This is a genomic window from Methylobacterium planeticum, from assembly GCF_008806345.1.
GTDB classification, from domain to species: Bacteria; Pseudomonadota; Alphaproteobacteria; order Rhizobiales; family Beijerinckiaceae; genus Methylobacterium; species Methylobacterium planeticum.
In genome coordinates this window covers 189,389-214,897 of record NZ_VZZJ01000007.1, presented here as the reverse complement: position 1 = coordinate 214,897, position 25,509 = coordinate 189,389, and the positions used below count along the sequence as shown (strand labels likewise).

Genomic DNA, 25,509 nt, shown 5'->3' with positions numbered 1-25,509 from the left:
GGGGCCACTCCGCGCGGGCTCACCCGCACGGTGCCGGAACGCCCGCCTTCGATCGATCTGACCCCAGGGCTGCACTGATCTTCGGGGCATTTCTGGGGCTGTGGCGATGGAGGCCCGGAAGCGTACCGAGGCGGCGATGCCGACAGTGCGCCACCGGGCGCGCGGGGAGGCGCCAAACGGCACGCCCGGCGCCGGGCGGCCGACCCACATGCAAGTCGGGGCAGGCAGACACGGTCTCGGGGATCCGACGGAGACCGCGCTCCTCGGAAGGTTTCGGCTCATGAACAGGCTTCTGGTGCCGGCAGCCCTCGCGACCACGCTCGGCCTCGCGCTGACCGCGGTCGCCGCGCAGGTCTCGCACGGCCCCGGGGGCGGCCGCCTGGCAAACCGTCGCCGCGGAGCACTGCGCCGGCGATCCGGCGACGCGCCGCGCACCGGCCTGGCGCAGCCCCTTCGAATAGGTCTGATCCGGGGATTTGCCGGGGAAACGGACGCGCGCGCGCCGCGCCGGCGTCACCGCCCTTGCCAAATCCCTGCGACGATCTGTAATGATACCGACCCCTTCCCGGTCCCGGCGGTCCACTTCGCGGCCCGCGGGCATACCGGAGCCTTCCTCGCTCCGACGCGCCGTCGCAGTCGGTTCTCCGCAGCGATCGTCGGATCTCTTTCAAGGCCGGGCGGGTGTCGGCAAGCGTGGCGGATTTGTCCTCGCCACACCCGTTTTCGAATTCGCGGCCGGTATGTCCGGCCGAGATGGTTTCGTGAGGTCAGGCAAGGAATGGGCGGACGCACAGCACCGGTTGCCGTTGCTCGTGCCGCAAGCGCGCGCGTCCTGCGTCGCGCCGGTTCGCCCTTCCCCCTGGCCATGTTCAACCCCAGGCGCGCCGAAGACCGGCGCCGTACGGCGGTTGACGGCAATCCCTTCCCAACAGCCCCCACGGCCTCGGTGACGAGGCCGGCGCGAGTGTTTCTCAGGACGGCCCGCGGGCCGGGAGACGCTCCACCGGGACAGCTCGGCCTGAGGAGAGCGACGTCGGCCGCCATGTCGAAAGTTCGTCATGGCCAACAACAAGATGCTCATCGATGCGATGCACCCGGAAGAGACCCGGGTCGTCACGGTTCACGGGTCTAGGGTCGAGGAATTCGACTTCGAGGCCGCCAACAGGCGCCAGCTCCGCGGCAACATCTACCTCGCCAAGGTCACCCGCGTGGAGCCCTCGCTCCAGGCGGCCTTCGTCGAGTACGGCGGCAACCGGCACGGCTTCCTCGCCTTCAACGAGATCCATCCGGACTATTACCAGATCCCGCTCGCCGACCGGCAGGCCCTGCTGGAGGACGAGGCGCGCGACGCCGAGGAGCACCGCGAGCGCGAGGAGCGCCGCCGCTCGTCGCGCCGCTCGCGCGGGCGCCGGGCCGAGCCCGCCGCGGCGCGCAACACGGATTCGGTGAGCGCCGAGGACGGCGTCGAGGGCGGGGAGGCGGATCACGCCATCGCGCCAGGCAGCGACGCCTCCGCCGACCTGCCGGACGCCGTGCTGGACGCCGCCCTCGCGGGTCCTTCCCCGGAGGGCGAGGCCGCGCCCGACGAGGCGCACGATCAACGGAGCGAGGACGCGCGTCCTGCCGGGGATCAGGCCCAGGCCGAGGCTTCACCGGAGAGCGAGGCCCCCGAGCCCGTCGCCGAGGGGCATCCCGAGAGCGTGCCGGCTCAGGCAGCCGACGCGGCGGACGCGCCCGTCGAGGCCAGGGAAGTCCCCGCCGCCGAGGCGGACGAGCAGGACGAGGATTCGGGCGACGACGCGGAGGACGACGAGGATTCCGACGAGGACGACGATTCCGACGACGACGAGGATTCGGACGACGAGGAGGAGATCGAGCAGGTCGGCGGCAACGGCGACGCGCTGGCCGAGATCCCCGAGCGGCCCCGGACCTACCGGCGCCACTACAAGATCCAAGAGGTGATCAAGCGTCGTCAGATCATTCTCGTGCAGGTGGTCAAGGAGGAGCGCGGCACTAAGGGCGCCGCGCTGACCACCTACCTGTCGCTCGCCGGGCGCTACTCCGTGCTGATGCCCAATACCGGGCGTGGCGGCGGCATCTCCCGCAAGATCACCAGCGCGGCCGACCGCAAGCGCCTCAAGGAAGTCGCCCAGGACCTGGAGGTGCCGGACGGGATGGGCGTCATCCTGCGCACCGCCGGCGCCTCGCGCACGAAGCCCGAGATCAAGCGCGACTTCGAGTACCTGATGCGGCTCTGGGAGAGCGTGCGCGAGCTGACCCTGTCCTCGACCGCGCCGGCGCTGGTCTACGAGGAGGGCTCGCTGATCAAGCGCGCCATCCGCGACCTCTACAACAAGGATCTCGAGGAGGTGCTCGTCTCGGGCGAGGACGCCTATCGCGAGGCCAAGGACTTCATGCGGATGCTGATGCCGGCGCAGTCCAAGGTCGTGAAGCCCTACCGCGATCCGACGCCGATCTTCGCCCGCCACGGGGTCGAGCAGCAGCTCGACGCGATGTTCTCCACCCACGTCTCCCTGCGCTCGGGCGGCTACCTCGTCATCAACCCGACCGAGGCCCTCGTCTCCATCGACGTGAACTCGGGCCGGGCGACCCGCGAGCACGACATCGAGGACACCGCGCTCAAGACGAACCTCGAGGCCGCCGAGGAGGTCGCGCGCCAGCTGCGGCTGCGCGATCTCGCGGGCCTCATCGTGATCGACTTCATCGACATGGAGGAGAAGCGCAACAACCGCGCTGTCGAGAAGAAGCTCAACGAGTGCCTGAAGAACGACCGCGCCCGCATCCAGGTCGGCCGCATCTCGCCCTTCGGCCTGCTCGAGATGAGCCGCCAGCGCATCCGCACCGGCGTGCTCGAATCCTCCTCGATCCCCTGCGCCCATTGCGGCGGCTCGGGGTTCGTGCGCGCGACCGCGTCGGTGGCCCTGCACATCCTGCGCTCGATCGAGGAGGCGCTCCTCAAGACGTCGAGCCACAACCTCATCCTGCGCACCCGCACCGAGGTGGCGCTCTACATCCTCAACCAGAAGCGCGCGCATCTGCACGAGCTCGAGGTCCGCTTCGGCGTCACCGTGACCATCGCGGCCGACGAGCGCCTGATCGCCACCACCGCCTACCAGCTCGACCGAGGCGAGCCGGCGCAGCGCGCCGAAGGTCCGGTCACGGGAATCCGCGCCGTCGCGATCTCGCCGGCCATGGAGGTCGAGGACGAGATCGAGGAAGAGGACCTGATCGAGGGGACCGCCGAGGAGGTCGAGCCGGAGGAGGCCGAGGCCCGCGCCGACCCGCGCGAGGACGGCGAGGGCGAGGCCGAGGGCCAGCGTCGCCGTCGCCGGCGCCGTCGCCGGCGCGGCGGCCGCACCGAGGGCGGCGACGACGAGCGTCACGCGGAATCCGGTGAGGCCGACGAGGATGCCGAGGACGCGGTGGCCGCCGAGGCGCCTGCCGACGAGAGCGTGAGCGAGCCGGCCGCGGAGGCTCCGCGGGAAACCGATGAGGAAGGCGGCCGCCGCCGCCGCCGCGGCCGCCGCGGCGGACGCGGGCGCTCCGAGGGGCGCGGCCGCGAGGACGCTGCTCCGTCCGAGGGCGATGGCGAGCCTCGGGGCGATGCCGCCGAGATCGCGACGCTGTCGGCGGAGGAGCCGGTGAGCGCGGAAGCGATCGCGGCGATCGAGGAAGCCGCCCCGCGCGAGACGGCGATCGACCTGCCGGTCGCCGATCCGGCCTCAGAGGCACCGACCGTCGAGCCCACCGCGCCCGTGGTGCCGACGCCCGAGCCGGTCGCGGTGGTGCTGACGCCGCCCTCCGATCCGGACCGCCCGAAGCGGGCCGGCTGGTGGTCGCGGACCAAGGCTGCGCTGACCGGCGATTGAGTCGCGAGCACGCAGGCCGGTCGTCTCGCTCCCTCCCGGACCCGGGAGGGAGCGACGAATTCGGTCTTGGCAGGATTCGGCGCCCGGTCTTTGCGACGCAAAAGAGCGCGAATCCTGTGCGAGCGTGAATTCGTTATCGCGTTGAAGACACTTCGGTCGTCACGGACTGGCCTCGACGGCCCGGTTTCGGTCGAGCCCCGAGCCGATCCCGTCCTTAACGGTCGATTGAACATTTCATGAGCGGAATGCGCGGATCCAGTCTCGGGACGCGCGACACCATGCTGAGCTTCTTCCGCAGATCAGCCCTGGCGGAACCGATCCCGGTGGACATCGCCCCCGCGATCGCCGCGCCGGTCGTCGAAGCGGTCGCCGTGCCGGCTCCGGCCGGCGCCGATCTCGGTGCGATCCGGCGTCAGGCGAGCCTATCCGCGGCGGCCTCGGAGGCCGGGACCTCGATCGGCTGGATCACCCACGACGCATCCCAGGTCGCCGACCAGGCCCGCCTGATCGCGGCGGCGAGCGAGGAGGTCGCCGCCGCGACGAGCGAGATCGCCGCACGCTCGCAGACCTCGGCCGAGACCGCCGAGCGGGCGCGTGCCGGCATCGCCGAATGCGCGCACGACATGCGTCTGGCCGGCGACCGGATGCAGGTCATCGAGGCGCGCACCGCCGAGATCGGCGGCTGCCTCGACGGCTTCGCCTCGGCCGCGCGCCGGATCGAGGAGATGGCGAGCGCCATCGCGGCGATCTCGGCGCAGACGAACCTGCTGGCGCTGAACGCCACCATCGAGGCGGCGCGTGCCGGCGAGGCGGGGCGGGGCTTCGCGGTCGTGGCCGGCGAGGTGAAGGCCCTCTCGGCGCAGACCGCCAGGGCGACGGAGGAGATCCGCGCCCGCCTCTCGACGCTCCAGGGCGAGCTCTCGGCGATGCAGGCGGCCGTGGACCAGAGCCGGGCCGCGGTCTCGGCGGGCTCCGACGTGATGGCGCGCGCCAATGCCCGCGTCGAGGCCGAGAGCGCCTCCGTGGCGGCGGCGGCGGCCGAGATGCGGGCGATGGCCGAGATCATGGACCAGCAGATCCTGGCGACGAGCGAGATCTCCTCGAACGTCACCCGGATCGCCAACGGGACCGAGAAATCCCGCGGCGAGATCGCGGATGCGATCGGCAGCCTCATCACCCTCGAGGCCATGAGCCGTCAGATGCTCGCGGGCGAGGGCGCCGGGTCCGTCGGCGCCCGCCTCGCCCGGTTGCCGGCCGATTGCGCGTCCTGGCGCCGCCGCCTCGCCTCCGTCCTCGTCGGCCTCGACGCGGCGAGCGAGGAGGCGGCGACCTGCCTCGGCCAGGAAGCCCCGCTTCCGGCCGGCGTCCAGGCCGTCCTCGACGCCGCGCGCCGCCATGCCGGCGCGGTCGTCGCCGGCGTGCGCAGCTCCGACTGGGATTCCGCGACCCAGAACTTCCGCGATTTCGAGGCGAAGCTCGCGGAGGCGGTGACCGCCGCCGGAGCCGCCGAGGCCACCGCCGCGGCCGCCTGAGGCCCCGCGCTTCGGGAGGCGCCCCGCCGTCAGCGCTTCAGCCACCCGCGCAGCCGCTCCACCGCCTCCCGGCAATCGGCCTCGGAGCCGGCGAAGGAGAAGCGCATGTGGTGCCCGCCCTCCGCGAGGTCGAAATCGAGGCCCGGCGTCGCCGCGACGCCGGCTTCGGCCAGCATGCGGCGGGAGAAGTCCGCGGCGTCGTTCGTCAGCGCCGAGACGTCGGCGTAGAGATAGAAGGCGCCGTCGGCCGGATGCGTGCGCCCGAGGCCGAGGCCCGGGAAGGCGTCGAGCAGGATCGCGCGGTTGCGGGCGTAGCCGTCCCGGACCGCGTCGAGCTCTTCCCCCGCCTCGAAGGCCGCCAGCGCCCCGACCTGCGAGAGGTAGGGGGCGGAGATGTAGAGGTTCTGGGCCAGGCGCTCGACGGCGCGGACGAGGGCCTCGGGCACCACCATCCAGCCGACGCGCCAGCCCGTCATGCAATGGTATTTCGAGAACGAGTTGATGACGATCGCGTCCGGCTCGAACTGGAGCGCCGTCGCGGTCGGCACGCCGTAGCTCAGCCCGTGGTAGATCTCGTCGGAGATGAATGGCAGGCCGAGGTCGCGCGCGGCGGCGCAGAGCTCGCTCAGGCGCCCGGGCGTGATCACGGTGCCCGAGGGGTTGGCCGGGCTCATCACGAGGACGCCCGACAATCCGTGCGCGGCGTGGGTCGCGCGCAGGCAGCCCGCGGTCGGCGCGAAGCGGTCCTCGGGCCTCAGCACCATCGGGGCGGACACGAGGTCGAGGGCGGCCAGGATGCTGCGATAGGCGGGGTAGCCGGGCTGGGGCACGGCCACGCGCTGGCCGGCATCGAACAGGCTCATGAAGGCCAGGACGAAGCCCGCGGACGAGCCCGTCGTCACCACGATCCGCTCGGGCGGCACCGCGACCCCGTAGGCCTCGCGGTAATGCCGGGCGATCCGCTCGCGCAGGACCGGGAGGCCGAGCGCCTCCGTGTAGGGCACGCGGCCGGTCTCCAGGGCCCGGCGCGCCGCCTCGATGACGGGGCGCGGCGCCGGCGCCGAGGGCTGGCCGACCTCCATGTGGACGACCCCCTCGCCGCGCCGCTCGCGCGCCGCGGCGGCCGACATCACGTCCATGGCGAGGAAGGGCGCCACCGCGGCGGCGCGGCGGGACGTGGCGAGGGTCATCGGAGTTCCGCCTGTCGGCGGGCCGGGGCCCGCGGGGCTCGATCGGTCGATCGGGATGAGGGCCGTGTTAACGGCTCGGCCGGCCGGCCTCAACACGGGCAGGGGCCGCGCCGGGCGGCCGCGCATGCCGACGCCCGGCGCCGGGAGTGGATTTGACCTGCCGCCGCGAAAACGCCTAACCCAGCGGCTAGTCACCCTTCACGCGCTGCGGCCGCCCTTGGCCCGCCGCGATCCGCGAGGACGTATGCCGCTCTCCCGTTCCATCTCGATCCTGGCCCTCACGCTCGCGCTCGGCACCCTGCCGGCCCTCGCCCAGACGACACCCGCGACGGAGACGCCCATTGCCGCGCCCTTCACGGAGGCGCAGCGCCACGCGATCGAGGCGATCATCAAGGATTACCTCGTCAAGAACCCGGACGTGCTGCAGGAGGCGATCGCCGAGGGCGAGAAGCGCCAGCTTGAGACGCAGCGCCTGGCGCAGGCCGCCGCCCTCAAGGAATCGCAGGCCGCGCTCCTCAGCAGCCCCCACGACGTGATCGCCGGCAACCCCGCGGGCGACGTCACGATGGTGGAGTTCTTCGACTACAATTGCGGCTATTGCCGCAAGGCGCTCGCCGACGTGCAGGCCCTGATCAAGTCGGACCCGAAGCTGCGCGTCGTCATCAAGGACTTCCCGGTCCTTGGGCCCGAATCCCTCGAGGCGAGCCAGATCGCGCTTGCGGCCAAGCAGCAGCTGAAGGGCGACAAGCTCTTCGAATTCCATCAGAAGCTCCTCGAATCGAAGGGCCGCGTCAACGCCGCCAAGGCGCTGCAGGTCGCCAAGGAAATGGGCCTCGACACCGCCAAGCTGCAGAAGGACGCGCAGGGCCCCGAGGTGAAGGCGGCGCTCACCGAGAACCGCGGCCTCGGCGACAAGCTCGGCTTGTCGGGCACCCCGGCCTTCATCATCGGCGACGAGATCATTCCCGGCGCGGTCGGCGTCGAGCCGATCCGGAAGACCATCAGCGACGTGCGCCAGTGCGGCCACGCGAGCTGCTGAGCGGCGCGGGGCGGTGCCCTGTGCCCGGCTTGATGCGGCGGCGATGCCCTGCTGGCCGGCGCGAGGGACGTCCGGGCGCTTTCTCGGCCGGTGCCGGTGCACCTGCGGCCGGAAATGCTCTAAGACCACCACCTTCCGTGTCCGCGCGCCGCGCGGACATGCCTGACCACGCGGTTCCATGACCTCGATCCACGTCCTCAATGGGCCGAACCTCAACCTCCTCGGACGGCGCGAGCCCGGCATCTACGGCACCGCGACGCTCGCCGACATCGAGCGCGACCTCGGCGCCCGGGCCGAGGCCCTCGGGATCGCCCTGACCTTCCGGCAGACGAATCTCGAAGGCGAGCTCGTCGGCTTCGTGCAGGAGGCGGGCCTCGCCGGCGCGGGGGTCCTGATCAACGCCGCCGCCTACACCCACACCTCCGTGGCCCTGCGCGACGCCATCAGCGGCAGCGGCGCCCTCGCGGTCGAGGTGCACCTGTCGAACGTGCACGCCCGCGAGGCCTTCCGCCACGTCTCGCTCATCGCCCCCGTCTGCGCGGGCGTGATCTGCGGCTTCGGCCCGCACAGCTACCGCCTCGGCCTCGATGCGCTCGCGCATCTGATGGCCGCCCGCACCCCGAACTCCGCTTCCAAAGACTGATCCGATGCCCAAGCACGAATCCATCGACCCCGAGCTGGTGCGCGAACTCGCCAACCTCGTCACCGAGACCGGCCTGACCGAGATCGAGGTGGAGAAGGGCGATCTGCGGATCCGCGTCGTCCGTCGGCTGGAGCCCGTCAACGTGCAGGTGGCCGGGCCGGTCCCGGTCGCCGCCGTGGCGGCGCCCGCGCCCGTGCCGACGCCGGGGCCCGGCACGGCCCTCGACCGCGGCAAGGCCGGCGCGGCCCATCCCGGCGCCGTGCTCTCGCCGATGGTCGGCACCGCCTATCGCCGCCCCTCGCCCGATGCCAAGCTGTTCGTCGAGGTCGGGTCGCGGGTCGAGAGCGGCGAGAAGCTGCTCCTCGTCGAGGCCATGAAGACCTTCAACGAGATCGTCGCGCCCCGCGCCGGAACCGTGACGGCGATCTTCATCGAGGACGGGCAGCCGGTCGAGTTCGGCGAACCCCTCCTCGTGATCGAGTGAGCGGCGGCGCATGTTCGACAAGATCCTGATCGCCAATCGCGGGGAGATCGCGCTCCGCATCCTGCGCGCCGCCAAGGAGCTCGGCATCGCGACGGTCGCGGTCCATTCGACGGCGGATGCCGACGCGATGCACGTGCGCCTCGCCGACGAGAGCGTCTGCATCGGCCCGCCCGCCGCCCGCGACAGCTACCTGAACATCCCGTCGATCATCGCCGCCTGCGAGATCACCGGCGCGGACGCGGTGCATCCGGGCTACGGGTTCCTCTCCGAGAACGCCCGCTTCGCCGAGGTCCTGGCCCACCACGAGATCGGCTTCATCGGCCCCAAGGCCGAGCATATCCGCACTATGGGGGACAAGATCGAGGCGAAGCGCACCGCCAAGCGCCTCGGTATCCCCTGCGTCCCCGGCTCCGAGGGCGGCGTCGAGGATCCGGACGAGGCCAAGCGCATCGCCGCCGGGATCGGCTACCCGGTCCTCGTCAAGGCCGCCTCCGGGGGCGGCGGGCGCGGCATGAAGGTGGCGCGCTCCGAGGCGGACCTGGAGCAGGCCCTCGGCATGGCCCGGAGCGAGGCCAAGGCCGCCTTCGGCGACGATGCGGTCTACCTCGAGAAGTATCTCGAGAAGCCGCGCCACATCGAGGTGCAGATCCTCGGCGACGGGCGCGGCGACGCGGTGCACCTCGCCGAGCGCGACTGCTCGCTCCAGCGCCGGCACCAGAAGGTCTGGGAGGAAGGCGGCTCGCCGGCCCTCAACGAGGCGATGCGGGCCGAGATCGGGGCCATCTGCTCCAACGCCATGAAGGAACTGAGCTATCTCGGCGCGGGCACGATCGAGTTCCTGTACGAGGACGGCAGGTTCTACTTCATCGAGATGAACACCCGCATCCAGGTCGAGCATCCCGTCACCGAGATGATCACCGGCATCGATCTCGTGAACGAGCAGATCCGGGTCGCGGCCGGCGGCCCGCTCTCGGTCTCGCAGGGCGACATCCGGGTCGAGGGGCACGCGATCGAGTGCCGGATCAACGCCGAGCACCCGGCGACCTTCCGCCCCTCCCCCGGGCTGATCACCTATTTCCACCCGCCGGGCGGCCTCGGGGTGCGGGTCGATTCGGCCGCCTTCCAGGGCTACCGGATCCCCCCGAACTACGATTCTCTGATCGGCAAGCTGATCGTCCACGGACGGACCCGCAATGAGTGCCTGATGCGGCTGCGCCGGGCCCTCGACGAGTTCGTGGTCGACGGGGTGGATACCACCCTGCCCCTGTTCCGCACCCTGGTGCGCAACGCGGACGTGCAGAACGGGCTCTACGACATCCACTGGCTGGAGAAGTTCCTGGCCGAGGGCGGCCTCGACACCTGAGCCGGAGCGGCGATCCTCGGCCGGCGCCGGGTCTCGCATCGAGACACCACCGGAGCCACGCTGAGCAGACCCGGCGCACGGTGCCGGATCTCGGCAACACCGCCGGCGGTCCCGCGGGGTTCCGAGCGTCATGCCACCGACGCAAGCACCTCGCGGCGGGGTGATCCCCGCCGTTTTCGTTCAGACAAGGCTCTGGTCTTCCGACCCTTGCCGCGCCAGACTCCCCCCATGCATGACGGCGCCCGCGTAGAGATCACCCCCGAGATCCTGCTCAAAGCCTACGCGGCCGGCATCTTCCCGATGGCGGAGGACGCGAGCGACCCGACCCTCTACTGGGTCGAGCCGCGCGCCCGCGGCGTGCTGCCCCTCGACGGGTTCCGCATCCCGAAGCGCCTCGCCCGCACGGTGCGCTCGGACGTGTTCGAGGTCCGCAGCGACACCGATTTCGAGGCCGTGATCACCGGCTGCGCCGCGCCCCGCCGCGACAGCGAGCGGACCTGGATCAACTCCCGCATCCGCGAACTCTACGGCGCCCTGTTCGACCAGGGCTACGTCCACACGATCGAGGTCTACGAGGCCGGGTCTCGGACCATCGTGGGCGGGCTCTACGGGGTCTCGCTCGGGGCGGCGTTCTTCGGGGAGAGCATGTTCCACCTGGCCCGGGACGCCTCGAAGGTCGCCCTCGTCCACCTGATGGCCCGCCTGCGCCGCGGCGGCTACCGCCTGGCGGACACGCAGTTCGTCACCGACCACCTCGCCCAGTTCGGCGCGGAGGAACTGCCGCGACACGTCTACAAGCGGCGCCTCGCGGACGCACTCGCGGCACACGCGAACTGGCAGGCCTGGCCGGGCCGGGCCGGCATCACCGGCGCCGAGGCCCTGGCCGCCCTCGGGCTCGGGGCGGCGGAGACGTCCTGACGGGCCCTCACGCCGCGCCGGACCTCAGCGGAAGAGCGCGTCGAAGATCGATTGCGGCTGCTGCGGCGGGGGCGCCGGGGCCGGCCCCTCGTTCGACGGGAAGAATTTTCGCGAGGGCTTCTGGCGCGGCTGGACCGGCACGCCGCGCGGCGCCTCGACGTCGACCTGTCCGGCCGAGTTGACCTGCTGGGCGGTGCGGGTCGGGTCCTTGTCGCGCCCGCCGCGCTTCGGCTTCTCGGGCTTGGAGGCCATGGCGGGCACGTCCTCCTGCTCCTTGGCCTCCACGGTCACGTCGGTGCCGCCCTTACAATCGACGAGCCAGACGTCGTAGATCGGGTGCTCGATCGCGTGCAGGCCCGGGCTCGAGGCGAACATCCAGCCCGTGAAGATGCGCCGGTACTTGTTCTCCAGCGTCACCTCGTCGACCTCCAGGAAGGCCGTGGTCTTGGCGCTCTCGGTCGGGGGGCGGGTGTAGCAGACGCGCGGCGTCAGCTGCAGGGCGCCGAACTGCACCGTCTCGTCCACCGCCACCTCGAAGGAGACGATCCGGCCGGTGATCTTGTCGAGGCCCGAGAACACGGCCGTCGGGTTCTTGATCTTGTCGGCCGAGGCCGGGAGCGCGCAGAGGCCCAGCGCGGCAAGGCCGAGCGCGGCGCGCGAGACTCGTGCGGTGATGCGGCTCAAGGCTCGCCCCTCTCGAATGGACGGCGCGCGGGAGAACCGGCGCATCCGGCCTTCAATACCCGAACGGTGGTGGAAAAAGGGCGAGGGGCACGGGCGGAGGGGCCGGGCGCCCTATTCCCCCGGCGTCCAGGGCACGTAATCGCCGGTCGCGGCCGGGCGCTGGCCCCAGGAGAGCTGCGAGCCCTTCGGCCGGTAGGCGCCCGCGGTGCCCGTGAGGTTCTCGACATGCGGCTTCTGCCACTCGCGCGGGGTGTAGCTCTCCTCGCTCGGCGGCACGTCGACGGCGTGGCAGAGCCAGCCGCGCCAGCCCGGCGGCACCTTTGAGGCGTCGGCGTAGCCGTCATAGATCACCCAGCGGCGCTCGGGGCCGACCGAGCGATCGATCAGCGGCCCTTGGGCCCGGTAATACTTGTTGCCGAGTTCGTCGCTCCCGACGAACTGGCCGCTCCGCGCCGTGTAGAGGGCGAGCGACATGGTCTGCCCGTTCCACCAGGTGAAGATGCGAAGCAGCGTGTCCTTGAGAGCCATCGGCTTCCTCTCGTAGCGCGCGTGGGGGCGCTCGCGGCCGGAGCCCGGCGCGCGCCCGCGTTTATGATGAGCGGGGGCCCCCAAGTCCAGCCGCTTCTGGGATCACGGGGGCGGGCCCGTCATCCGGGCGGTGTCGCTTTCGCGTCACGCAGGGCCTCATTCGCGTCACCGGCAGGCTCCTTCGCGCGGGCCCCGCCCTTCCCCCCGGGTCGCCGGGGACGGCGCTGTGGATGCAAAAATTTTCCGCGCGGATTCCATGAAGCCGAAAGCGCACTTAGGGCTGCGGCGGAAATATCCACAACTTTTGGTTCGCCACCACAACATCTAGCGCGGAACATCGCCAGTGGCTACCAGTTGTTGACGTGACGGGGCCCGGAGCGTTAATGTTCGGCTCACGGTTCGAGAGACGCCGCCCGGAGAGTCGGGCCGCTCGGAGAGCCACTCAGCGTCAAGTTCCGGCGTACCGGCCCGCTCCCCGATGCGGTCGGATTCGCCTCCAGTGATCAGGCTCGATCCCCTGCGCAGGGCCGCAGGTCGAGCCCTCGTGTCCCGTCGGGAGAGGTGTGTTTCATGCGGTTCGAGCGTCGCTACACCACGGCCGGTCAGTCGCCCTACGCGGCCATCCCGTTCCGCAAGGCCTTGAGCGAGATCCGCAATCCGGACGGCTCGGTGGTGTTCCGCCTCGAGGGCATCAACGTCCCGGAGAGCTGGAGCCAGGTCGCGAGCGACGTGCTGGCGCAGAAATACTTCCGCAAGGCGGGCGTCCCGGCGCGCCTCCGGACGGTCGAGGAGAACGACGTCCCGAGCTTCCTCTGGCGCTCGGTCGCCGACGAGGCGGCGCTCGCCGAGCTTCCCGAGGACGAGCGCACCGGCTCCGAGGTCTCGGCGACCCAGGTGTTCGACCGCCTCGCCGGCTGCTGGACCTACTGGGGCTGGAAGGGCGGATACTTCACCTCCGAGGCGGATGCGAGCGCCTTCCTCGACGAGCTGCGCTACATGCTGGCCCGCCAGATGGTGGCGCCGAACTCGCCGCAATGGTTCAACACCGGCCTGCACTGGGCCTACGGCATCGATGGCCCGAGCCAGGGCCACTATTACTGCGATGACCGCACGGGCGAGCTGACGAAGTCGGCCACCGCCTACGAGCACCCGCAGCCGCATGCCTGCTTCATCCAGTCCGTGCAGGACGACCTCGTCAACGACGGCGGGATCATGGACCTGTGGGTGCGGGAAGCCCGCCTGTTCAAGTACGGCTCGGGCACCGGCTCGAACTTCTCGCTCCTGCGCGGCGAGAACGAGAAGCTCGGCGGCGGCGGCAAGTCGTCGGGCCTGATGAGCTTCCTGCGCATCGGCGACCGCGCGGCCGGCGCCATCAAGTCGGGCGGCACCACGCGCCGCGCCGCCAAGATGGTCATCGTCGACATCGACCATCCGGATATCGAGCAGTACATCGACTGGAAGGTGAAAGAGGAGCAGAAGGTCGCCGCCCTGGTGACGGGCTCCAAGGTCGTCTCCAAGCACCTGCAGGCCGTGATGAAGGCCTGCACCCAGTGCGAGGCCGAGGGCGACGCCTGCTTCGACCCGGAGCGCAATCCCGCCCTCAAGCGCGAGGTCAAGGCCGCCCGCAAGGCGATGGTGCCGGACGCCTACATCAAGCGGGTGATGCAGTTCGCCCGGCAGGGCTTCACCAAGATCGAATTCCCGATCTACGACACCGACTGGGATTCGGAGGCCTACCTGACGGTCTCGGGCCAGAATTCCAACAACTCGGTCTCGCTCACCGACGACTTCCTGCGGGCGGTCGAGGCGGATGCCGACTGGCGCCTGACGGCCCGCACCACCGGCAAGGTGACGAAGACGCTCAAGGCCCGCGACCTCTGGGAGAAGATCGGCGAGGCCGCCTGGGCGTCGGCCGATCCGGGCCTCCACTTCAACACCACGATGAACGACTGGCACACCTGCCCGGCGGGCGGGCGGATCCGGGCCTCGAATCCGTGCTCCGAGTACATGTTCCTCGACGACACCGCCTGCAACCTGGCCTCGGCCAACCTGCTGACGATGTACGATCGCGAGGCCAAGCACTTCGACGTCGCCGCCTTCGAGCATCTCAACCGCCTCTGGACGGTGGTGCTCGAGATCTCCGTGATGATGGCGCAGTTCCCCTCGAAGGAGATCGCCGAGCTGTCCTACCGCTACCGGACGCTCGGCCTCGGCTACGCCAATATCGGCGGCCTCCTGATGACCATGGGCCTGCCCTACGACTCGGACAAGGGCCGCGCCCTCGCCGGCGCGCTCACGGCGATCATGACGGGCGTCGCCTACGCGACCTCCGCCGAGATGGCGGCCGAGCTCGGCACCTTCTCGGAATATCCCGAGAATGCCGACGCGATGCTGCGGGTGGTGCGCAACCATCGCCGCGCCGCCCATGGCGAGGCCGACGGCTACGAGTTCCTGAGCATCACCCCGGTGCCCCTCGACCTCGCCAACGTGCCCCAGGCCGACATCGCCGAGCATGCCAAGCTCGCCTGGGACCGGGCCCTCGCCCTCGGCGAGGAGCACGGCTACCGCAACGCGCAGGCGACCGTGATCGCGCCCACCGGCACGATCGGCCTCGTGATGGATTGCGACACCACCGGCATCGAGCCCGACTTCGCCCTGGTGAAGTTCAAGAAGCTCGCGGGCGGGGGCTACTTCAAGATCATCAACCGGGCCGTGCCGGACGCCCTGCACGCCCTCGGCTACCGCGCCTCCGAGATCGCCGAGATCGAGGCCTACGCGGTCGGCCACGGCTCGATGGGCCAGGCACCCGCGATCAATCCGGGCTCGCTGCGCGCCCGGGGCTTCACCGACGAGAAGATCGCCCTGGTGGAGGGCGGCCTGAAGTCGGCCTTCGACATCAAGTTCGTGTTCAACCGCTGGACGCTCGGCGACGAGTTCCTGCGCGACGGCCTCAAGGTCCCGGCCGACAGAATCGTCGACCCGACCTTCGACCTGCTCGGCTTCCTCGGCTACAGCCGCAAGGAGATCGAGGCCGCCAACACCCATATCTGCGGGGCGATGACCCTCGAGGGGGCGCCGTTCCTGAAGCCCGAGCACTACGCGGTGTTCGATTGCGCCAACCCGTGCGGGCGCATCGGCAAGCGCTACCTGTCGGTCGAGAGCCACATCCGCATGATGGCGGCGGCGCAGCCCTTCATTTCCGGAGCGATCTCCAAGACCATCAACATGCCGAACGACGCCACGGTCGAGGATTGCAAGGAGGCCTACAAGCTTTCCTGGACCCTCGCCCTCAAGGCGAACGCGCTCTACCGCGACGGCTCGAAGTTGTCGCAGCCCCTCAACGCGGCGCTCATCGCCGACGAGGACGAGGATGCCGAGGACGCGGTCGAGGCCCTGATCCAGGCCCCCGCCGCCGCCAAGGCGACCCAGATCGCCGAGAAGATCGTCGAGCGGGTGATCGAGCGCGTCGAGCGCATCCGCTCCCGCGAGAAGCTGCCCCACCGCCGCAAGGGCTACACCCAGAAGGCGGTCGTGGGCGGCCACAAGGTCTACCTGCGCACCGGCGAGTACGATGACGGGCGCCTCGGCGAGATCTTCATCGACATGCACAAGGAGGGCGCCGCCTTCCGCTCGCTGATGAACAACTTCGCCATCGCGATCTCGCTCGGCCTGCAGTACGGCGTGCCGCTCGAGGAATATGTCGAGGCCTTCACCTTCACCCGCTTCGAGCCCGCGGGCTTCGTGCAGGGCAACGACGCGATCAAGAACGCGACCTCGATCCTCGACTACGTCTTCCGCGAGCTCGCGATCTCCTACCTCGCCCGCATGGACCTCGCCCATGTCGACCCGTCCGAGATCGGCAACACCGTGCTCGGCGGCGGCGTCGGCCAGGACAAGCGCGACGACACGATGAGCCCCGTCGTGGCCAACGTCGTCTCGCGCGGCCTCCTGCGCGGCTCGGCCGACCGCCTCACCCTGATCCAGGGCGGCCCGGCCGGCGCGACGGCGGGCGTCGGTTCCAGTGCATCGGGCCAGACCGCCCCGGCCGGCGGCGTGGTGCACGCGATGCGGGGCGCCACGGCGCTGAAGGTCGCACCGGCCGAGGCCGGCCTCGCCGAGACGATCGCAGCCACCCTCCCCTTCGCCAAGCCGGACCGCACCGTCGAGGATCGGCGCGCCGAGGCGAAGATGAAGGGCTATGTCGGCGAAGCCTGCCCGGAATGCGCGAACTTCACCCTCGTGCGCAACGGAACCTGCCTGAAGTGCGACACCTGCGGCGGGACGACCGGGTGCTCGTAGCGTCCCACGACGCCGGCGGCGTCCAGCGGCACGGTTCGGTCCGCGCGCGTTCGGGCTGCTCCGTCGGATCGGTGATGAACGCGACGAGCGGACAGAACGGCATCCGGGCCTAGCAGGACCGGTTGCCCGGCCCGCCTCCTTCGGCGGGAGGGAGTGCGGCGCCGACGGCGCCGTGCCGCCCGCCGCGACGGATCGGGCCGGGGCCCCCTCGGGATCGTCGGCGCCTACGGCGGTGTGCTGCCAGCCGAGGTCGCTCGCACGCGCGGGCCCTTGCGATTGGCCGGCCCCGATCTGGAAGGGCCCGCCGCCGGGGCCTTTCGCGAGGCGCGGCATCCGGATCGCCGTGATCTTCGCGCCCCGAGCCCGAGCCCGTCCTCCGCCGCAGCGATCCCCGCGGCGCGGAGGCCGGCGCGAGGGTGGCGCGGAGAGGCCCGCGAGGCGGCATCGACACGGATCCCGATCGTAGGCTGCGCGGCAACACGAAGCTCGGGGCCGGAGCGTTCCCTCCCGAGCCACCGGGCGGGCCGCGGCCTTCAGGAATGGGGTGCGGCCGTGCGATGGTTCCCCGTCCGGGTGGCCGGATTCCGAGCGCGGCCCGGCCGCCGCGCCCCGGATTGGCGCCGTATCCCAGCGAGGCCAGCATGTCCGACGATCGCTATCACAAGAAGTCGCTGGGCGACCGGCCCCTGCACCCCGAGACCCTGATGCTCGGCTACGGCTATGATCCGGCCCTGTCCGAGGGCGCGGTGAAGCCGCCGGTCTTCCTCACCTCGACCTTCGTCTTCACCTCGGCCGAGCACGGCAAGGCCTTCTTCGACTACGTCTCGGGACGGCGCGAGCCGCCGGTGGGCGAGGCGGCGGGGCTGGTCTATTCGCGGTTCAACCATCCCAACAGCGAGATCGTCGAGGACCGGCTGGCCGTGTTCGAGGAGGCCGAGGCCGGGCTGGTCTTCTCCTCCGGCATGTCGGCCATCGCCACCACCATCCTGGCCTTCGCGCGGCCCGGCGACGCGATCCTGCACTCGCAGCCGCTCTACGGCGGCACCGAGACGCTGATCGCCAGGACCCTGGCGGGGTTCGGCATCACGCCCTTCGGCTTCGCGGACGGGACCGACCCCGCGAGCGTGCGCGAAGCCGCCTCCCGCGCCGCCGCGGCCGGGCGGGTCAGCGTCATCATGGTCGAGACGCCCTCGAACCCGCTCAACACCCTGGTGGACCTGGAGCTGATCCGGGCGGTCGCCGACGAGATCGGCGCCCGCCAGGGCGGCGAGGCCCCGGTGGTGGTCTGCGACAACACCCTGCTCGGCCCGCTCTTCCAGCGCCCGCTGCGCCACGGCGTCGACATCTCGGTCTACTCGCTGACGAAGTATGTCGGCGGGCATTCGGACCTGATCGCGGGCGCCGCCCTCGGCTCGGCGGCGCGGATCAGGCCGGTGCGGATGCTGCGCTCGGCGATCGGGACCGGGCTCGACCCGCATTCCTGCTGGATGCTCGGGCGCTCCCTCGAGACCCTGACGCTGCGGATGAGCGCGGCCAACCGCAACGGCGAGATCGTCGCCCGGATGCTGGCCGAGCACCCGAGGGTGTCGCGCCTTCACCACCTCGCCCATCTGGCGCCGGGCTCGCCGCAGGCCCGCGTCTATGCCGGGCAATGCGCGGCGCCGGGCTCGACCTTCTCGTTCGACGTGGTCGGGGGCGAGGCGGAGGCGTTCCGGGTCCTCAACGCGCTGCAATTGTTCAAGCTCGCGGTCAGCCTCGGGGGCACCGAATCGCTTGCCAGCCACCCGGCCTCGACCACCCATTCGGGCGTGCCGAAGGCGGTGCGCGACCGCCTCGGCGTCGCGGACGCGACGATCCGGGTCTCGATCGGGATCGAGCATCCGGACGATCTGGTCGCCGACCTCGCGGCGGCCCTCGCGAGCCTCGGCTGAGCGTTGCCGGAGGCCGCGAGGGCGACCGATACGCCTCACGGCCTCCCCAGGATGGTTCCGATGAAGCCCGTCAGGGCCGCGAGCGTGTCCGGAAAGGCCTGGCGCTGCGGCTCGTGCCCGACCCCCGGCAGCCAGCGCACGCTGAGGCAATCGCGCGGGCAGAACGCCTGCGCCGCCTCGATCTGGGCCCGCGTGCCGTAGGCGTCCTCCGCGCCCTGGAGGATCAGGAGCGGGACGCCGCACCGCGCGAGGGTGCTCCGGATGTCCCAGTCGCTCCGGTCCGGGTCCAGCCACGCCTCGTTCCAGCCGCGGAAGGCACCCTCGACGTCGGCGTGCCGGCGCGCGAGGCGCTCGCGCAGGGTTCCGGCCTCGTAGGCGGCCCTCGCCCGGCGCGCGCCCGCGAGCGTCGCCGCCTCGACGAAGAAATGGGGGGCGATCAGCGCGCCGCCGCGGATGCGCGGATCGCCGCCGGCCAGAGCGAGGGCGGCGATCGAGGCGCCGTCCGAATGACCGATCAGGAGGCCGCGCCGGAACCCGATTCCGTCGAGGACGCGGGGCAGCACCGCCTCCGCTTCCCGTTCGAGGAAATCGAGGCGGCGCGGCAGGCGGACCGGGCTCGACGCCCCGTAGCCCTGGCGCGAGTAGGCGAGGACGCCGCATCCCGTCTCCGCGGCGAGCGCCTCCGGCAGCGGCCCCCATTGCGCGGCGCAGCCGAGGCCCTCGTGGAGCAGGACCAGCGTCGGCGCAGCCTCCGGCAGCGGCCCGGTGAAGCGGTATTCCAGCTGCACCCCGTCGAGTTCGAGGAAGCCGGCGGGTTCCGGGCGGATCATGCCGGGACCGGTCCCAGGGTGTCGGCGATCGTCAGCGCGATCATCACGGTCGGCACGTTGGTGCTGGCGCTCGGCGGGCGCGGCATCAACGAGGCGTCGGCGACGACGGGCACGTCGACCGCTTCCGGCAGGGCGCTCACGGGCGGCTCAGCCGACGGCCGCGCGCCAGTCCGTCCCGGGCGCCAGCACCGCATCGAGATCGACCTCGGCCTCCCCCGGGACCCGGATGCGCTTGAACTTCATCGGGGGCGCGTCGAGGGGAGCTGTGGCGTCGAGGCCCATCTTGGCTCCGACGCCGTCGCGCGCGGACGGGTCGAGCTTCGAGCCCTGCGCGTTCGCGACCACCACGAGGTCGCGGTCCGCCTGGAAGCGGGTCGAGACCGCCCACTCGACCTCCTTCGGGTCGTGGATATCCACGTCCGTGTCGACCACGACGGCGTGCTTGATGTCGTAATGCGCCGCGAAGGCCCCGAGCAGCACGTTCTTGGCCTCGCCCTCCTGCGATTTCCGCAGGCGGACGTAGAGGTGGTAGCGCCCGACGCCCCCGAGGGAGAGATGCACGTCCTCGACCCCGGGGAAGCTGCGCTGGAGCGTCGCCAGGATCGTCGCCTCCCGGGGGATCGCGCCGAGGAGCAGATGTTCGAGGCCGCCGCCGACGATCATGTGGAAGATCGGGTTCGGCCGGTGCGTCACGGCATCGACCTGCATGACGTGGCGCCTGGCCCGCTCCCCGTAATATTGCGGGAACTCGCCGAACGGGCCCTCGGGCTCGCGCACCTCGGGCAGAAGCCGACCCTCGATCACGATCTCGGCCTCGGCCGGCACGCGCACGTCGTTCGTCAGGCACCTGACCACGTCGAGGGGCCGGCCCGTGAGAGCCCCGACGATCTCCAACTCGTCGCGGCCGAGGGGCACGATCGCCTGAGAGGCCAGGAGGCAGGCGGGATCGACGCCGACCACCAGGGCAACCTCGAGGCCCCGTCCCTGCGCCTCAGCCTTTCGGAAGAAGTTGTCGGTGTGCCGCGGCAGCACCAGCACGCCGATCCGGTCCGGGCCGCTGATCTGGCAGCGCAGGATCGCGACGTTCTGCACGCCCGTCTCCGGGTCCCGCGAGATCATCAGGCCGGCCGAGATGTAGGGGCCGCTGTCGTGCTCGTTCAGGGTCGGGACCGGCAGGAGCCTCAGGATGTCGATGCCCTCTCGGTGAATCACCGCCTGCGCGGGGGCGGACGTCCTCTCGCGCCAGGGCAGCGGCTCGGCCGCGGCGCGCTGGAAATGGGCGACGAGGCGATCCGGCGCGGTGCCGAGCGCCTCCGCCATCCAGGCTCGGCTCGAGACGAGCCCCGAGACGATGGTTCCGGGATGGCCGCCGGGCTGCGGAAACAGGCTGGCACGATGCCCGTCGAGCCGGTTCGCCACCGCCGCCGCCTCGTGCCGGAGGCCGATGCCCGGACGCGCCACGGCGAGGCGGCCGGTGGCGGCCAGCCGATCGAGCCAGTCGCGCAGCGAACGGACGGGGGCGGGCTCGCTCATGCTGTCCTCGCGGATGCGGCGCTCTCGACCGGCACCGTCACGGGTGGAAGCGTTAAGCCCTTCCGGCGGTCTGGAAAAATAACGATTGCTGATGGGCCGCATCAGCCGGTCTGAATTGCCGGCAGCACCCCGGGCATGATCCCCTGGCGCCCGCCGCCCACGCGAGCCGAGCCCCGTCCATGGACCTTCGCCAGATCTCCTACTTCGTCGCCCTGTTCGAGGAGGGCAGCGTCACCCGGGCGGCGCAGCGGATGAACGTGGTCCAGCCCGCGCTCAGCATGCAGATCGCCAAGCTCGAGCGCGAGTTCGGCCAGCGCCTGTTCGACCGCCAGCCCAAGGCGATGGTGCCCACCGCCGCCGGCCGCACGCTGCACCGGCTGGTCCAGCCGATCCAGCGCGACGTCGCGGAGGCCCGCGCCGCCATGGCGCGCCTCTCGCAGACGGTCTCGGGGCGGGTCACGGCCGGCATCCTGTCGTCCCTGTCGATGAGCGTGGTGCCGAGCGTCCTGGTGCGCTTCGCGGCGGCCTATCCCGAGGTCGAGCTGTCGCTGGCCGACGGCTACACCAGCACCTTCATCGAGGGCGTCGGCACCGGCGCCCTCGATCTCGCGGTGATCAACCGGCCCGCCCGCCGGCTCGGCCTCGTCACGGCGCCCCTCCTCGACGAGGAGATGGTGGTGGTCGGCGGACGCGACACGCCGCTGCCCGTGCCGCTGCCCCTCCGGATGGCCGATCTCGCCGCCCTCGACCTGATCCTGCCCTCGACCCGGCACGGATTGCGCCTGGAACTCGACCGCCGCGTCGGGGCGGCCGACGTCACCCTGAGCCCGAAGCTCGAACTCGACCTGCCGCCGGCGATCGCGGATTTCGTGGCGCGCTCGGCGAGCTTCACCGTGCTGCCGAGCATCGCCGTCAGCCGACAGCTCGCGGACGGGTCCCTCAAGGCCTACCGCATCGTGGCGCCGCGCATCGCGCGCGAGCTGGTCATCATCCATCATCCGAAGAACCCGCTGAGCAACGCCGCGCAGCTCTTCATCGCGATCCTCGGGGAGGAGCTGAGCGCGGCGGCGGCCGCGCTGCAGGCGCACATCATCACCGGTTAGGCCCCTCTGCGCCTGATCGCGCGGATCAGCCAACGTTATTCGACAGGCGTGCCCGCCCCCCGATACCTTCCGGCAAAGTGAGCCGCGCCGGGTGCGGCCGGATCCGGAGGAAAGATGAGCGCCCTGCCCCTCGTGGTCGGCATCTCGGGTGCCTCCGGGGTGATCTACGGCATCCGTCTCCTGGAGATCCTGCGCGATCTCGCGATCCCGGCACACCTCGTGATGTCGCGGTCGGCGGAGGTGACGCTCGCCCACGAGACCGACCTCAAGGTCGCCGACGTGCGGGCCCTGGCCGCCAGGACCTACGCCCAGGCCGATATCGGCGCGTCGATCGCGTCCGGATCCTTCCGGACGCGCGGCATGATCGTGGCGCCCTGCTCCATGCGCAGCCAGGCCGAGATCGCCACCGGCGTCACCTCCGGGTTGCTGACGCGGGCGGCCGACGTGACGCTGAAGGAGCGCCGACGCCTGGTCCTGATGGTGCGGGAGACGCCGCTCCATACCGGGCACCTGCGCACCATGACGGCGCTCTCCGAGATGGGCGCGATCATCGCGCCGCCGGTGCCGGCCTTCTACGCGCGTCCCGAGAGCCTCGCCGAGATGGTGGACCACACCCTCGGGCGGGTGCTCGACCTGTTCGACATCGATTTCCACGGGGTGCGGCGCTGGCGGGCCGAGGAGTCCTGACCAGGGCTCAGTCCGGGCCGAGCGTCGCCCGGAGCATCTGCAGCGGCGCGTCCGGCCAGGGCCGGCCGAGATGGGCGGAATAGAGCGCGAGGGCGTCTCCGCCCGAACCTGCGGGCCCCGTCGGCGATGGCGCTGCGGCCGACAGGGCCGCGAGGGCGAGGCGCTCCGCCTCGAGTTCCACCGCCTTGATCCGCTCCCGCAGCGCCTGCGTCGGCTGCCCCGGCAGCAGCTCGGAGCGCATCGCCCGGCGGACCGCCCGCAGCGGCGCGATCACCTGCGCGCGCCAGGGGGCGGCCCGGGCCTCCGCCCGGACGATCGCCGCCGCGTCCACCGGCCGGCCGGTTTGGGCGCACCAGATCAGGTAGAGGAGGAGCGCCACGTCGACATCCGCCTCGTCCTGCAGGGCGAGGCAGGCCTCGGCGATGCCGGGCCGGCCGTAGAACGCGCAGGCGAAGGTCCAGAGGGGGTCGCCGGTCATCGGGATGCTCCGCCGCACGCGATGGGGCGCTCAAGCCCGGTCGAGATTGCCCTGCGTCTCCTCGGTCAGGAAGGCGCCGACCAGATAGACCAGCGTGACGCCGGTGGTGACGACGGCGAGCACCATCGGGATCTGGCTCGGGCCATCGGACACGAGGGAGACCAGGGTCGGTAGCATGCCGCCGAGGGCGAAGCCGATATTCCAGGTCAGGCCCGTGCCGGTGGCGCGCACCGCGGTCGGGAACTTCTCGTTCAGGAAGATCAGCAGCGGCCCGTAGCTGGCGTTGGCGATGAGTGCGAGGAGGCAGGCGCAGGCCGCGACCCCCGCGAGGCTCGTCGTGTTCGCCATGGCGAGGAACAGGGCCGGGAAGGCGAAGAGGCGGATCACCCCCATCAGGATGAAGGACTTCTTCCGCCCGAGGTGCTGGCTCAGCTCACCCATGCCGCAGGCCCCGACCGCCGCCGCGACGTTGGCGCCGACGAGGATCATCGAGGCGCTCGCGTTCGGCACGCCGTTCACGAGCTTGAGGACGGTCGGCAGGTAGCCGGACGTCAGGTAATAGGCCGCCCCGCCCCCGAAGGCGATCAGCACCGAGACCGCGAAGCTCGCCCGGTTGGCCGGCGAGAACAGGGCCCGGATCGGCGAGGCCTCCGCGGGCGCCCCCGCGCGGATCTCGGCTTTGCGCGCCTGCAATTGCCGGAAGATCGGCGATTCCTCGAGGTTGCGGAACAGGATCAGGCCGACCACCGAGGTGAGGAGGCCCGAGAAGAACATCAGCCGCCAGCCCCATTCGGCGAAGGCCTCGCCCGGCGCGATCAGCGAGACGACGTAGAAGACGAGCGAGGCGAGGAGGCCGCCGATGGCCGAGCCGCCGCCGCCGACCGCGCCCGACATCAGCCCGCGCCAGCGCTCGGGCACGGATTCGGTGCCGATCGTGTGGGAGGCCGCGACCACGCCGCCGACGAAGATGCCCTGGACGAGGCGGAAGAGGAGGAAGATCGCGGTGGCGAGCCAGCCGATCTGGCCGACCGTCGGCAGGAGGCCGAAGACCGCCGTCGACAGGCCGACGCCGGTCACCGCCACCATGAGGGCACGGCGCCGGCCGAAGCGGTCGGCGTAGGAGCCGAACAGGGCCGAGCCGAGCGGCCGGATCAGCAGCGTGACCGCGAAGGAGGCGTAAGCGCCGGCGAGCGAGAGCATCGGCTTGTCGGCGGGGAAGAACAGCGCCCCGACGACGGGCGCGACGTAGAGCAGGATGAAGAGATCGAACAGGTCGAGGCCCCAGCCGAACAGGGACGCCATGGCGGCCGTCAAAGTCTGACGGCCCGTGGGCTTGGCGAGGGCGGCGGGATCGGGCGAGAGCGTGGCGGCGGTGGACATGCGTTTCCTCCCTCGGGCGCGGCCGTGACCGCATCGGGCGTGGATTTCGGCCGGTCTTGCTGCCGGCTCCGGGGGGCCTGTCCGGCCGCGCACCCTGATTGCCCGCCGATGCGGGATGGCTCTGGCGGCTCGACCGGCCGGGGGCGTCCACGCGCGGCGGCCGCTCCCGGTCCGTCGCGCCTACGATCCTGTGAAGCGCGGGGCCCGCTTCTCGTGGAAGGCCTCGACGCCCTCGCGGAAATCGTCCGCCTGGCGCAGCCGGCTGTAACAATGGCCCTCGAGCTCGATCGCGATCGACAGGCTCGCATCCTCGGTGTCGTTGAGGAGCTTCTTGGCGGTGCGCTGGGCGATGGGGGAGAAGGCCCGCAGCTCCTCGACGAGGGCATCGACCGCGGCTTCGAGCTCGGCATCGGGCACGCATTCGGTGGCGATGCCCCAATCGAGGGCCTGACGCCCGGGGATGCGCTTGGAGCGCATCACGATGTCCTTGGTGCGGGTGATGCCGACGATCTTCTGGAGCCGGGCCGAGCCTCCGGAGCCGGGAATCTGGCCGAGCTTCTGCTCGGGAAGCGCGTAGCGGCAGGTCTCGGAGACGATGCGGAAGTCGCAGGCGAGCGAGATCTCGAAGCCGACCCCGAAGGTGTAGCCGCGGTTCGCCGCGATCACGGGCTTGGAGCATCGGGCCGGGGCGGCGATGTTCCAGGCGAGCTTCGAGACGTGCTCGGGCGAGGCCTCGAGGAACCCCTTGATGTAGCCGCCCGAGGAGAAGTGCTCGCCCTCCGCGCGCAGCACGATGACGCGCACGCGCGCATCCTCGTCGAGGGCCTCGAACACCTTCCGGATCTCGTCGCGCTGGGGCATCGCGATCACGTTCATGGGCGGACGGGCGAGGATCACGTCGGCGCGCGCGCGCTCCGCGTCGATCTCGACCCGGAAGCCGTCGAGGTTCGTCAGGCGCGGATCGGTGGTCTGGGGATCTGTCGTCATGGACTCGGGC

Annotated in this window: 20 protein-coding genes; 11 read left to right on the top strand and 9 right to left on the bottom strand. The window is 71.3% G+C overall.

Features of this window, described 5'->3' with window-relative positions; genetic code table 11:
• Positions 1-1,058: 1,058 nt before the first annotated feature.
• Together F6X51_RS11210 and F6X51_RS11205 are read left to right on the top strand one after the other, a co-directional pair.
• Positions 1,059-3,890, top strand: coding sequence for an Rne/Rng family ribonuclease (locus F6X51_RS11210; RefSeq protein WP_150963580.1), 2,832 nt, complete (start codon positions 1,059-1,061; stop codon positions 3,888-3,890).
• 245 nt (positions 3,891-4,135) lie between these two features.
• On the top strand, positions 4,136-5,422 hold the full coding sequence (locus tag F6X51_RS11205; RefSeq protein WP_246696746.1) for a methyl-accepting chemotaxis protein: 1,287 nt from the start codon (positions 4,136-4,138) through the stop codon (positions 5,420-5,422).
• A gap of 29 nt (positions 5,423-5,451) precedes the next feature.
• On the opposite strand, the gene F6X51_RS11200 is transcribed toward F6X51_RS11205, so the two are convergent.
• On the bottom strand, positions 5,452-6,612 hold the full coding sequence (locus F6X51_RS11200) for a pyridoxal phosphate-dependent aminotransferase (protein ID WP_150963578.1): 1,161 nt from the start codon (positions 6,610-6,612) through the stop codon (positions 5,452-5,454).
• 244 nt (positions 6,613-6,856) lie between these two features.
• Between F6X51_RS11200 and F6X51_RS11195 the strand changes: the two genes are divergently transcribed.
• From F6X51_RS11195 to aat, 5 genes are all read left to right on the top strand, one after another.
• A complete protein-coding gene (locus F6X51_RS11195; protein ID WP_150963576.1) occupies positions 6,857-7,651 on the top strand; it encodes a DsbA family protein in 795 nt (264 codons plus the stop codon).
• Between the two features lie 178 nt (positions 7,652-7,829).
• Positions 7,830-8,294 carry a type II 3-dehydroquinate dehydratase gene (gene aroQ, locus F6X51_RS11190; protein ID WP_150963574.1) on the top strand — a complete coding sequence of 155 codons (465 nt, stop codon included), beginning with the start codon at positions 7,830-7,832 and terminating at the stop codon, positions 8,292-8,294.
• Between the two features lie 4 nt (positions 8,295-8,298).
• Complete coding sequence (accB, locus tag F6X51_RS11185) at positions 8,299-8,778, top strand: acetyl-CoA carboxylase biotin carboxyl carrier protein (protein WP_150963572.1); 480 nt, start codon at positions 8,299-8,301, stop codon at positions 8,776-8,778.
• Between the two features lie 10 nt (positions 8,779-8,788).
• Positions 8,789-10,141, top strand: a complete 1,353-nt coding sequence (gene accC, locus F6X51_RS11180; protein WP_150963570.1) for an acetyl-CoA carboxylase biotin carboxylase subunit — start codon at positions 8,789-8,791, stop codon at positions 10,139-10,141.
• A gap of 228 nt (positions 10,142-10,369) precedes the next feature.
• Complete coding sequence (gene aat / locus F6X51_RS11175; protein WP_150963568.1) at positions 10,370-11,059, top strand: leucyl/phenylalanyl-tRNA--protein transferase; 690 nt, start codon at positions 10,370-10,372, stop codon at positions 11,057-11,059.
• Between the two features lie 24 nt (positions 11,060-11,083).
• On the opposite strand, the gene F6X51_RS11170 is transcribed toward aat, so the two are convergent.
• Positions 11,084-11,743, bottom strand: a complete 660-nt coding sequence (locus F6X51_RS11170; protein WP_150963566.1) for a DUF2155 domain-containing protein — start codon at positions 11,741-11,743, stop codon at positions 11,084-11,086.
• Positions 11,744-11,854: 111 nt separating this feature from the next.
• Positions 11,855-12,271: an NADH:ubiquinone oxidoreductase subunit NDUFA12 gene (locus F6X51_RS11165; protein WP_150963564.1), complete on the bottom strand. Its 417-nt coding sequence runs from the start codon at positions 12,269-12,271 to the stop codon at positions 11,855-11,857.
• A 570-nt stretch (positions 12,272-12,841) separates the two neighbouring features.
• On the opposite strand from F6X51_RS11165, the gene F6X51_RS11160 reads away from it, so the two are divergent.
• Both F6X51_RS11160 and F6X51_RS11155 read left to right on the top strand, forming a co-directional pair.
• Complete coding sequence (locus F6X51_RS11160; RefSeq protein ID WP_150963562.1) at positions 12,842-16,570, top strand: vitamin B12-dependent ribonucleotide reductase; 3,729 nt, start codon at positions 12,842-12,844, stop codon at positions 16,568-16,570.
• A gap of 641 nt (positions 16,571-17,211) precedes the next feature.
• Positions 17,212-18,501 carry a cystathionine gamma-synthase family protein gene (locus F6X51_RS11155; RefSeq protein ID WP_150963559.1) on the top strand — a complete coding sequence of 430 codons (1,290 nt, stop codon included), beginning with the start codon at positions 17,212-17,214 and terminating at the stop codon, positions 18,499-18,501.
• Between the two features lie 35 nt (positions 18,502-18,536).
• On the opposite strand, the gene F6X51_RS11150 is transcribed toward F6X51_RS11155, so the two are convergent.
• From F6X51_RS11150 to F6X51_RS11145, 3 genes are read right to left on the bottom strand one after another with little or no spacing between them, the layout of a single operon-like run.
• Positions 18,537-19,331 (bottom strand): alpha/beta fold hydrolase, encoded by a 795-nt coding sequence (locus F6X51_RS11150; protein ID WP_150963558.1) that lies wholly within the window; start codon positions 19,329-19,331, stop codon positions 18,537-18,539.
• Positions 19,328-19,471 (bottom strand): hypothetical protein, encoded by a 144-nt coding sequence (locus F6X51_RS27830; protein WP_191970080.1) that lies wholly within the window; start codon positions 19,469-19,471, stop codon positions 19,328-19,330. The genes F6X51_RS11150 and F6X51_RS27830 overlap by 4 nt, the downstream gene beginning before the upstream one ends.
• A gap of 7 nt (positions 19,472-19,478) precedes the next feature.
• Positions 19,479-20,864 carry a UbiD family decarboxylase gene (locus F6X51_RS11145; RefSeq protein WP_150963556.1) on the bottom strand — a complete coding sequence of 462 codons (1,386 nt, stop codon included), beginning with the start codon at positions 20,862-20,864 and terminating at the stop codon, positions 19,479-19,481.
• Positions 20,865-21,043: 179 nt separating this feature from the next.
• Between F6X51_RS11145 and F6X51_RS11140 the strand changes: the two genes are divergently transcribed.
• The gene (locus F6X51_RS11140; RefSeq protein WP_150963554.1) at positions 21,044-21,967 is read left to right on the top strand and encodes a LysR family transcriptional regulator; all 924 of its coding nucleotides are present in this window, start codon (positions 21,044-21,046) and stop codon (positions 21,965-21,967) included.
• Positions 21,968-22,081: 114 nt separating this feature from the next.
• The gene (locus F6X51_RS11135) at positions 22,082-22,654 is read left to right on the top strand and encodes a UbiX family flavin prenyltransferase (protein WP_150963552.1); all 573 of its coding nucleotides are present in this window, start codon (positions 22,082-22,084) and stop codon (positions 22,652-22,654) included.
• 7 nt (positions 22,655-22,661) lie between these two features.
• Here the strand turns inward: F6X51_RS11135 and F6X51_RS11130 are convergent, their stop codons facing one another.
• The 3 genes from F6X51_RS11130 to F6X51_RS11120 all read right to left on the bottom strand — a co-directional run bounded on the left by F6X51_RS11130 (position 22,662) and on the right by F6X51_RS11120 (position 25,499).
• Positions 22,662-23,132, bottom strand: a complete 471-nt coding sequence (locus F6X51_RS11130; RefSeq protein ID WP_150963550.1) for a TIGR02444 family protein — start codon at positions 23,130-23,132, stop codon at positions 22,662-22,664.
• Between the two features lie 30 nt (positions 23,133-23,162).
• On the bottom strand, positions 23,163-24,512 hold the full coding sequence (locus F6X51_RS11125) for an MFS transporter (protein ID WP_150963548.1): 1,350 nt from the start codon (positions 24,510-24,512) through the stop codon (positions 23,163-23,165).
• A gap of 180 nt (positions 24,513-24,692) precedes the next feature.
• Positions 24,693-25,499, bottom strand: coding sequence for an enoyl-CoA hydratase/isomerase family protein (locus F6X51_RS11120; protein WP_150963546.1), 807 nt, complete (start codon positions 25,497-25,499; stop codon positions 24,693-24,695).
• Positions 25,500-25,509: the final 10 nt, after the last annotated feature.

Coding starts and splice junctions, on each gene's coding strand:
- accB (WP_150963572.1), top strand. CDS start 8,299: ATGCCCAAGCACGAATCCATCGACCCCGAGCTGGTGCGCGAACTCGCC.
- F6X51_RS11195 (WP_150963576.1), top strand. CDS start 6,857: ATGCCGCTCTCCCGTTCCATCTCGATCCTGGCCCTCACGCTCGCGCTC.
- F6X51_RS11145 (WP_150963556.1), bottom strand. CDS start 20,864: ATGAGCGAGCCCGCCCCCGTCCGTTCGCTGCGCGACTGGCTCGATCGG.
- aat (WP_150963568.1), top strand. CDS start 10,370: ATGCATGACGGCGCCCGCGTAGAGATCACCCCCGAGATCCTGCTCAAA.
- F6X51_RS11125 (WP_150963548.1), bottom strand. CDS start 24,512: ATGTCCACCGCCGCCACGCTCTCGCCCGATCCCGCCGCCCTCGCCAAG.
- F6X51_RS11155 (WP_150963559.1), top strand. CDS start 17,212: ATGTCCGACGATCGCTATCACAAGAAGTCGCTGGGCGACCGGCCCCTG.
- F6X51_RS11210 (WP_150963580.1), top strand. CDS start 1,059: ATGGCCAACAACAAGATGCTCATCGATGCGATGCACCCGGAAGAGACC.
- F6X51_RS11135 (WP_150963552.1), top strand. CDS start 22,082: ATGAGCGCCCTGCCCCTCGTGGTCGGCATCTCGGGTGCCTCCGGGGTG.
- F6X51_RS11160 (WP_150963562.1), top strand. CDS start 12,842: ATGCGGTTCGAGCGTCGCTACACCACGGCCGGTCAGTCGCCCTACGCG.
- accC (WP_150963570.1), top strand. CDS start 8,789: ATGTTCGACAAGATCCTGATCGCCAATCGCGGGGAGATCGCGCTCCGC.
- F6X51_RS11205 (WP_246696746.1), top strand. CDS start 4,136: ATGCGCGGATCCAGTCTCGGGACGCGCGACACCATGCTGAGCTTCTTC.
- aroQ (WP_150963574.1), top strand. CDS start 7,830: ATGACCTCGATCCACGTCCTCAATGGGCCGAACCTCAACCTCCTCGGA.
- F6X51_RS11165 (WP_150963564.1), bottom strand. CDS start 12,271: ATGGCTCTCAAGGACACGCTGCTTCGCATCTTCACCTGGTGGAACGGG.
- F6X51_RS11200 (WP_150963578.1), bottom strand. CDS start 6,612: ATGACCCTCGCCACGTCCCGCCGCGCCGCCGCGGTGGCGCCCTTCCTC.
- F6X51_RS11140 (WP_150963554.1), top strand. CDS start 21,044: ATGGACCTTCGCCAGATCTCCTACTTCGTCGCCCTGTTCGAGGAGGGC.
- F6X51_RS11150 (WP_150963558.1), bottom strand. CDS start 19,331: ATGATCCGCCCGGAACCCGCCGGCTTCCTCGAACTCGACGGGGTGCAG.
- F6X51_RS11120 (WP_150963546.1), bottom strand. CDS start 25,499: ATGACGACAGATCCCCAGACCACCGATCCGCGCCTGACGAACCTCGAC.
- F6X51_RS11130 (WP_150963550.1), bottom strand. CDS start 23,132: ATGACCGGCGACCCCCTCTGGACCTTCGCCTGCGCGTTCTACGGCCGG.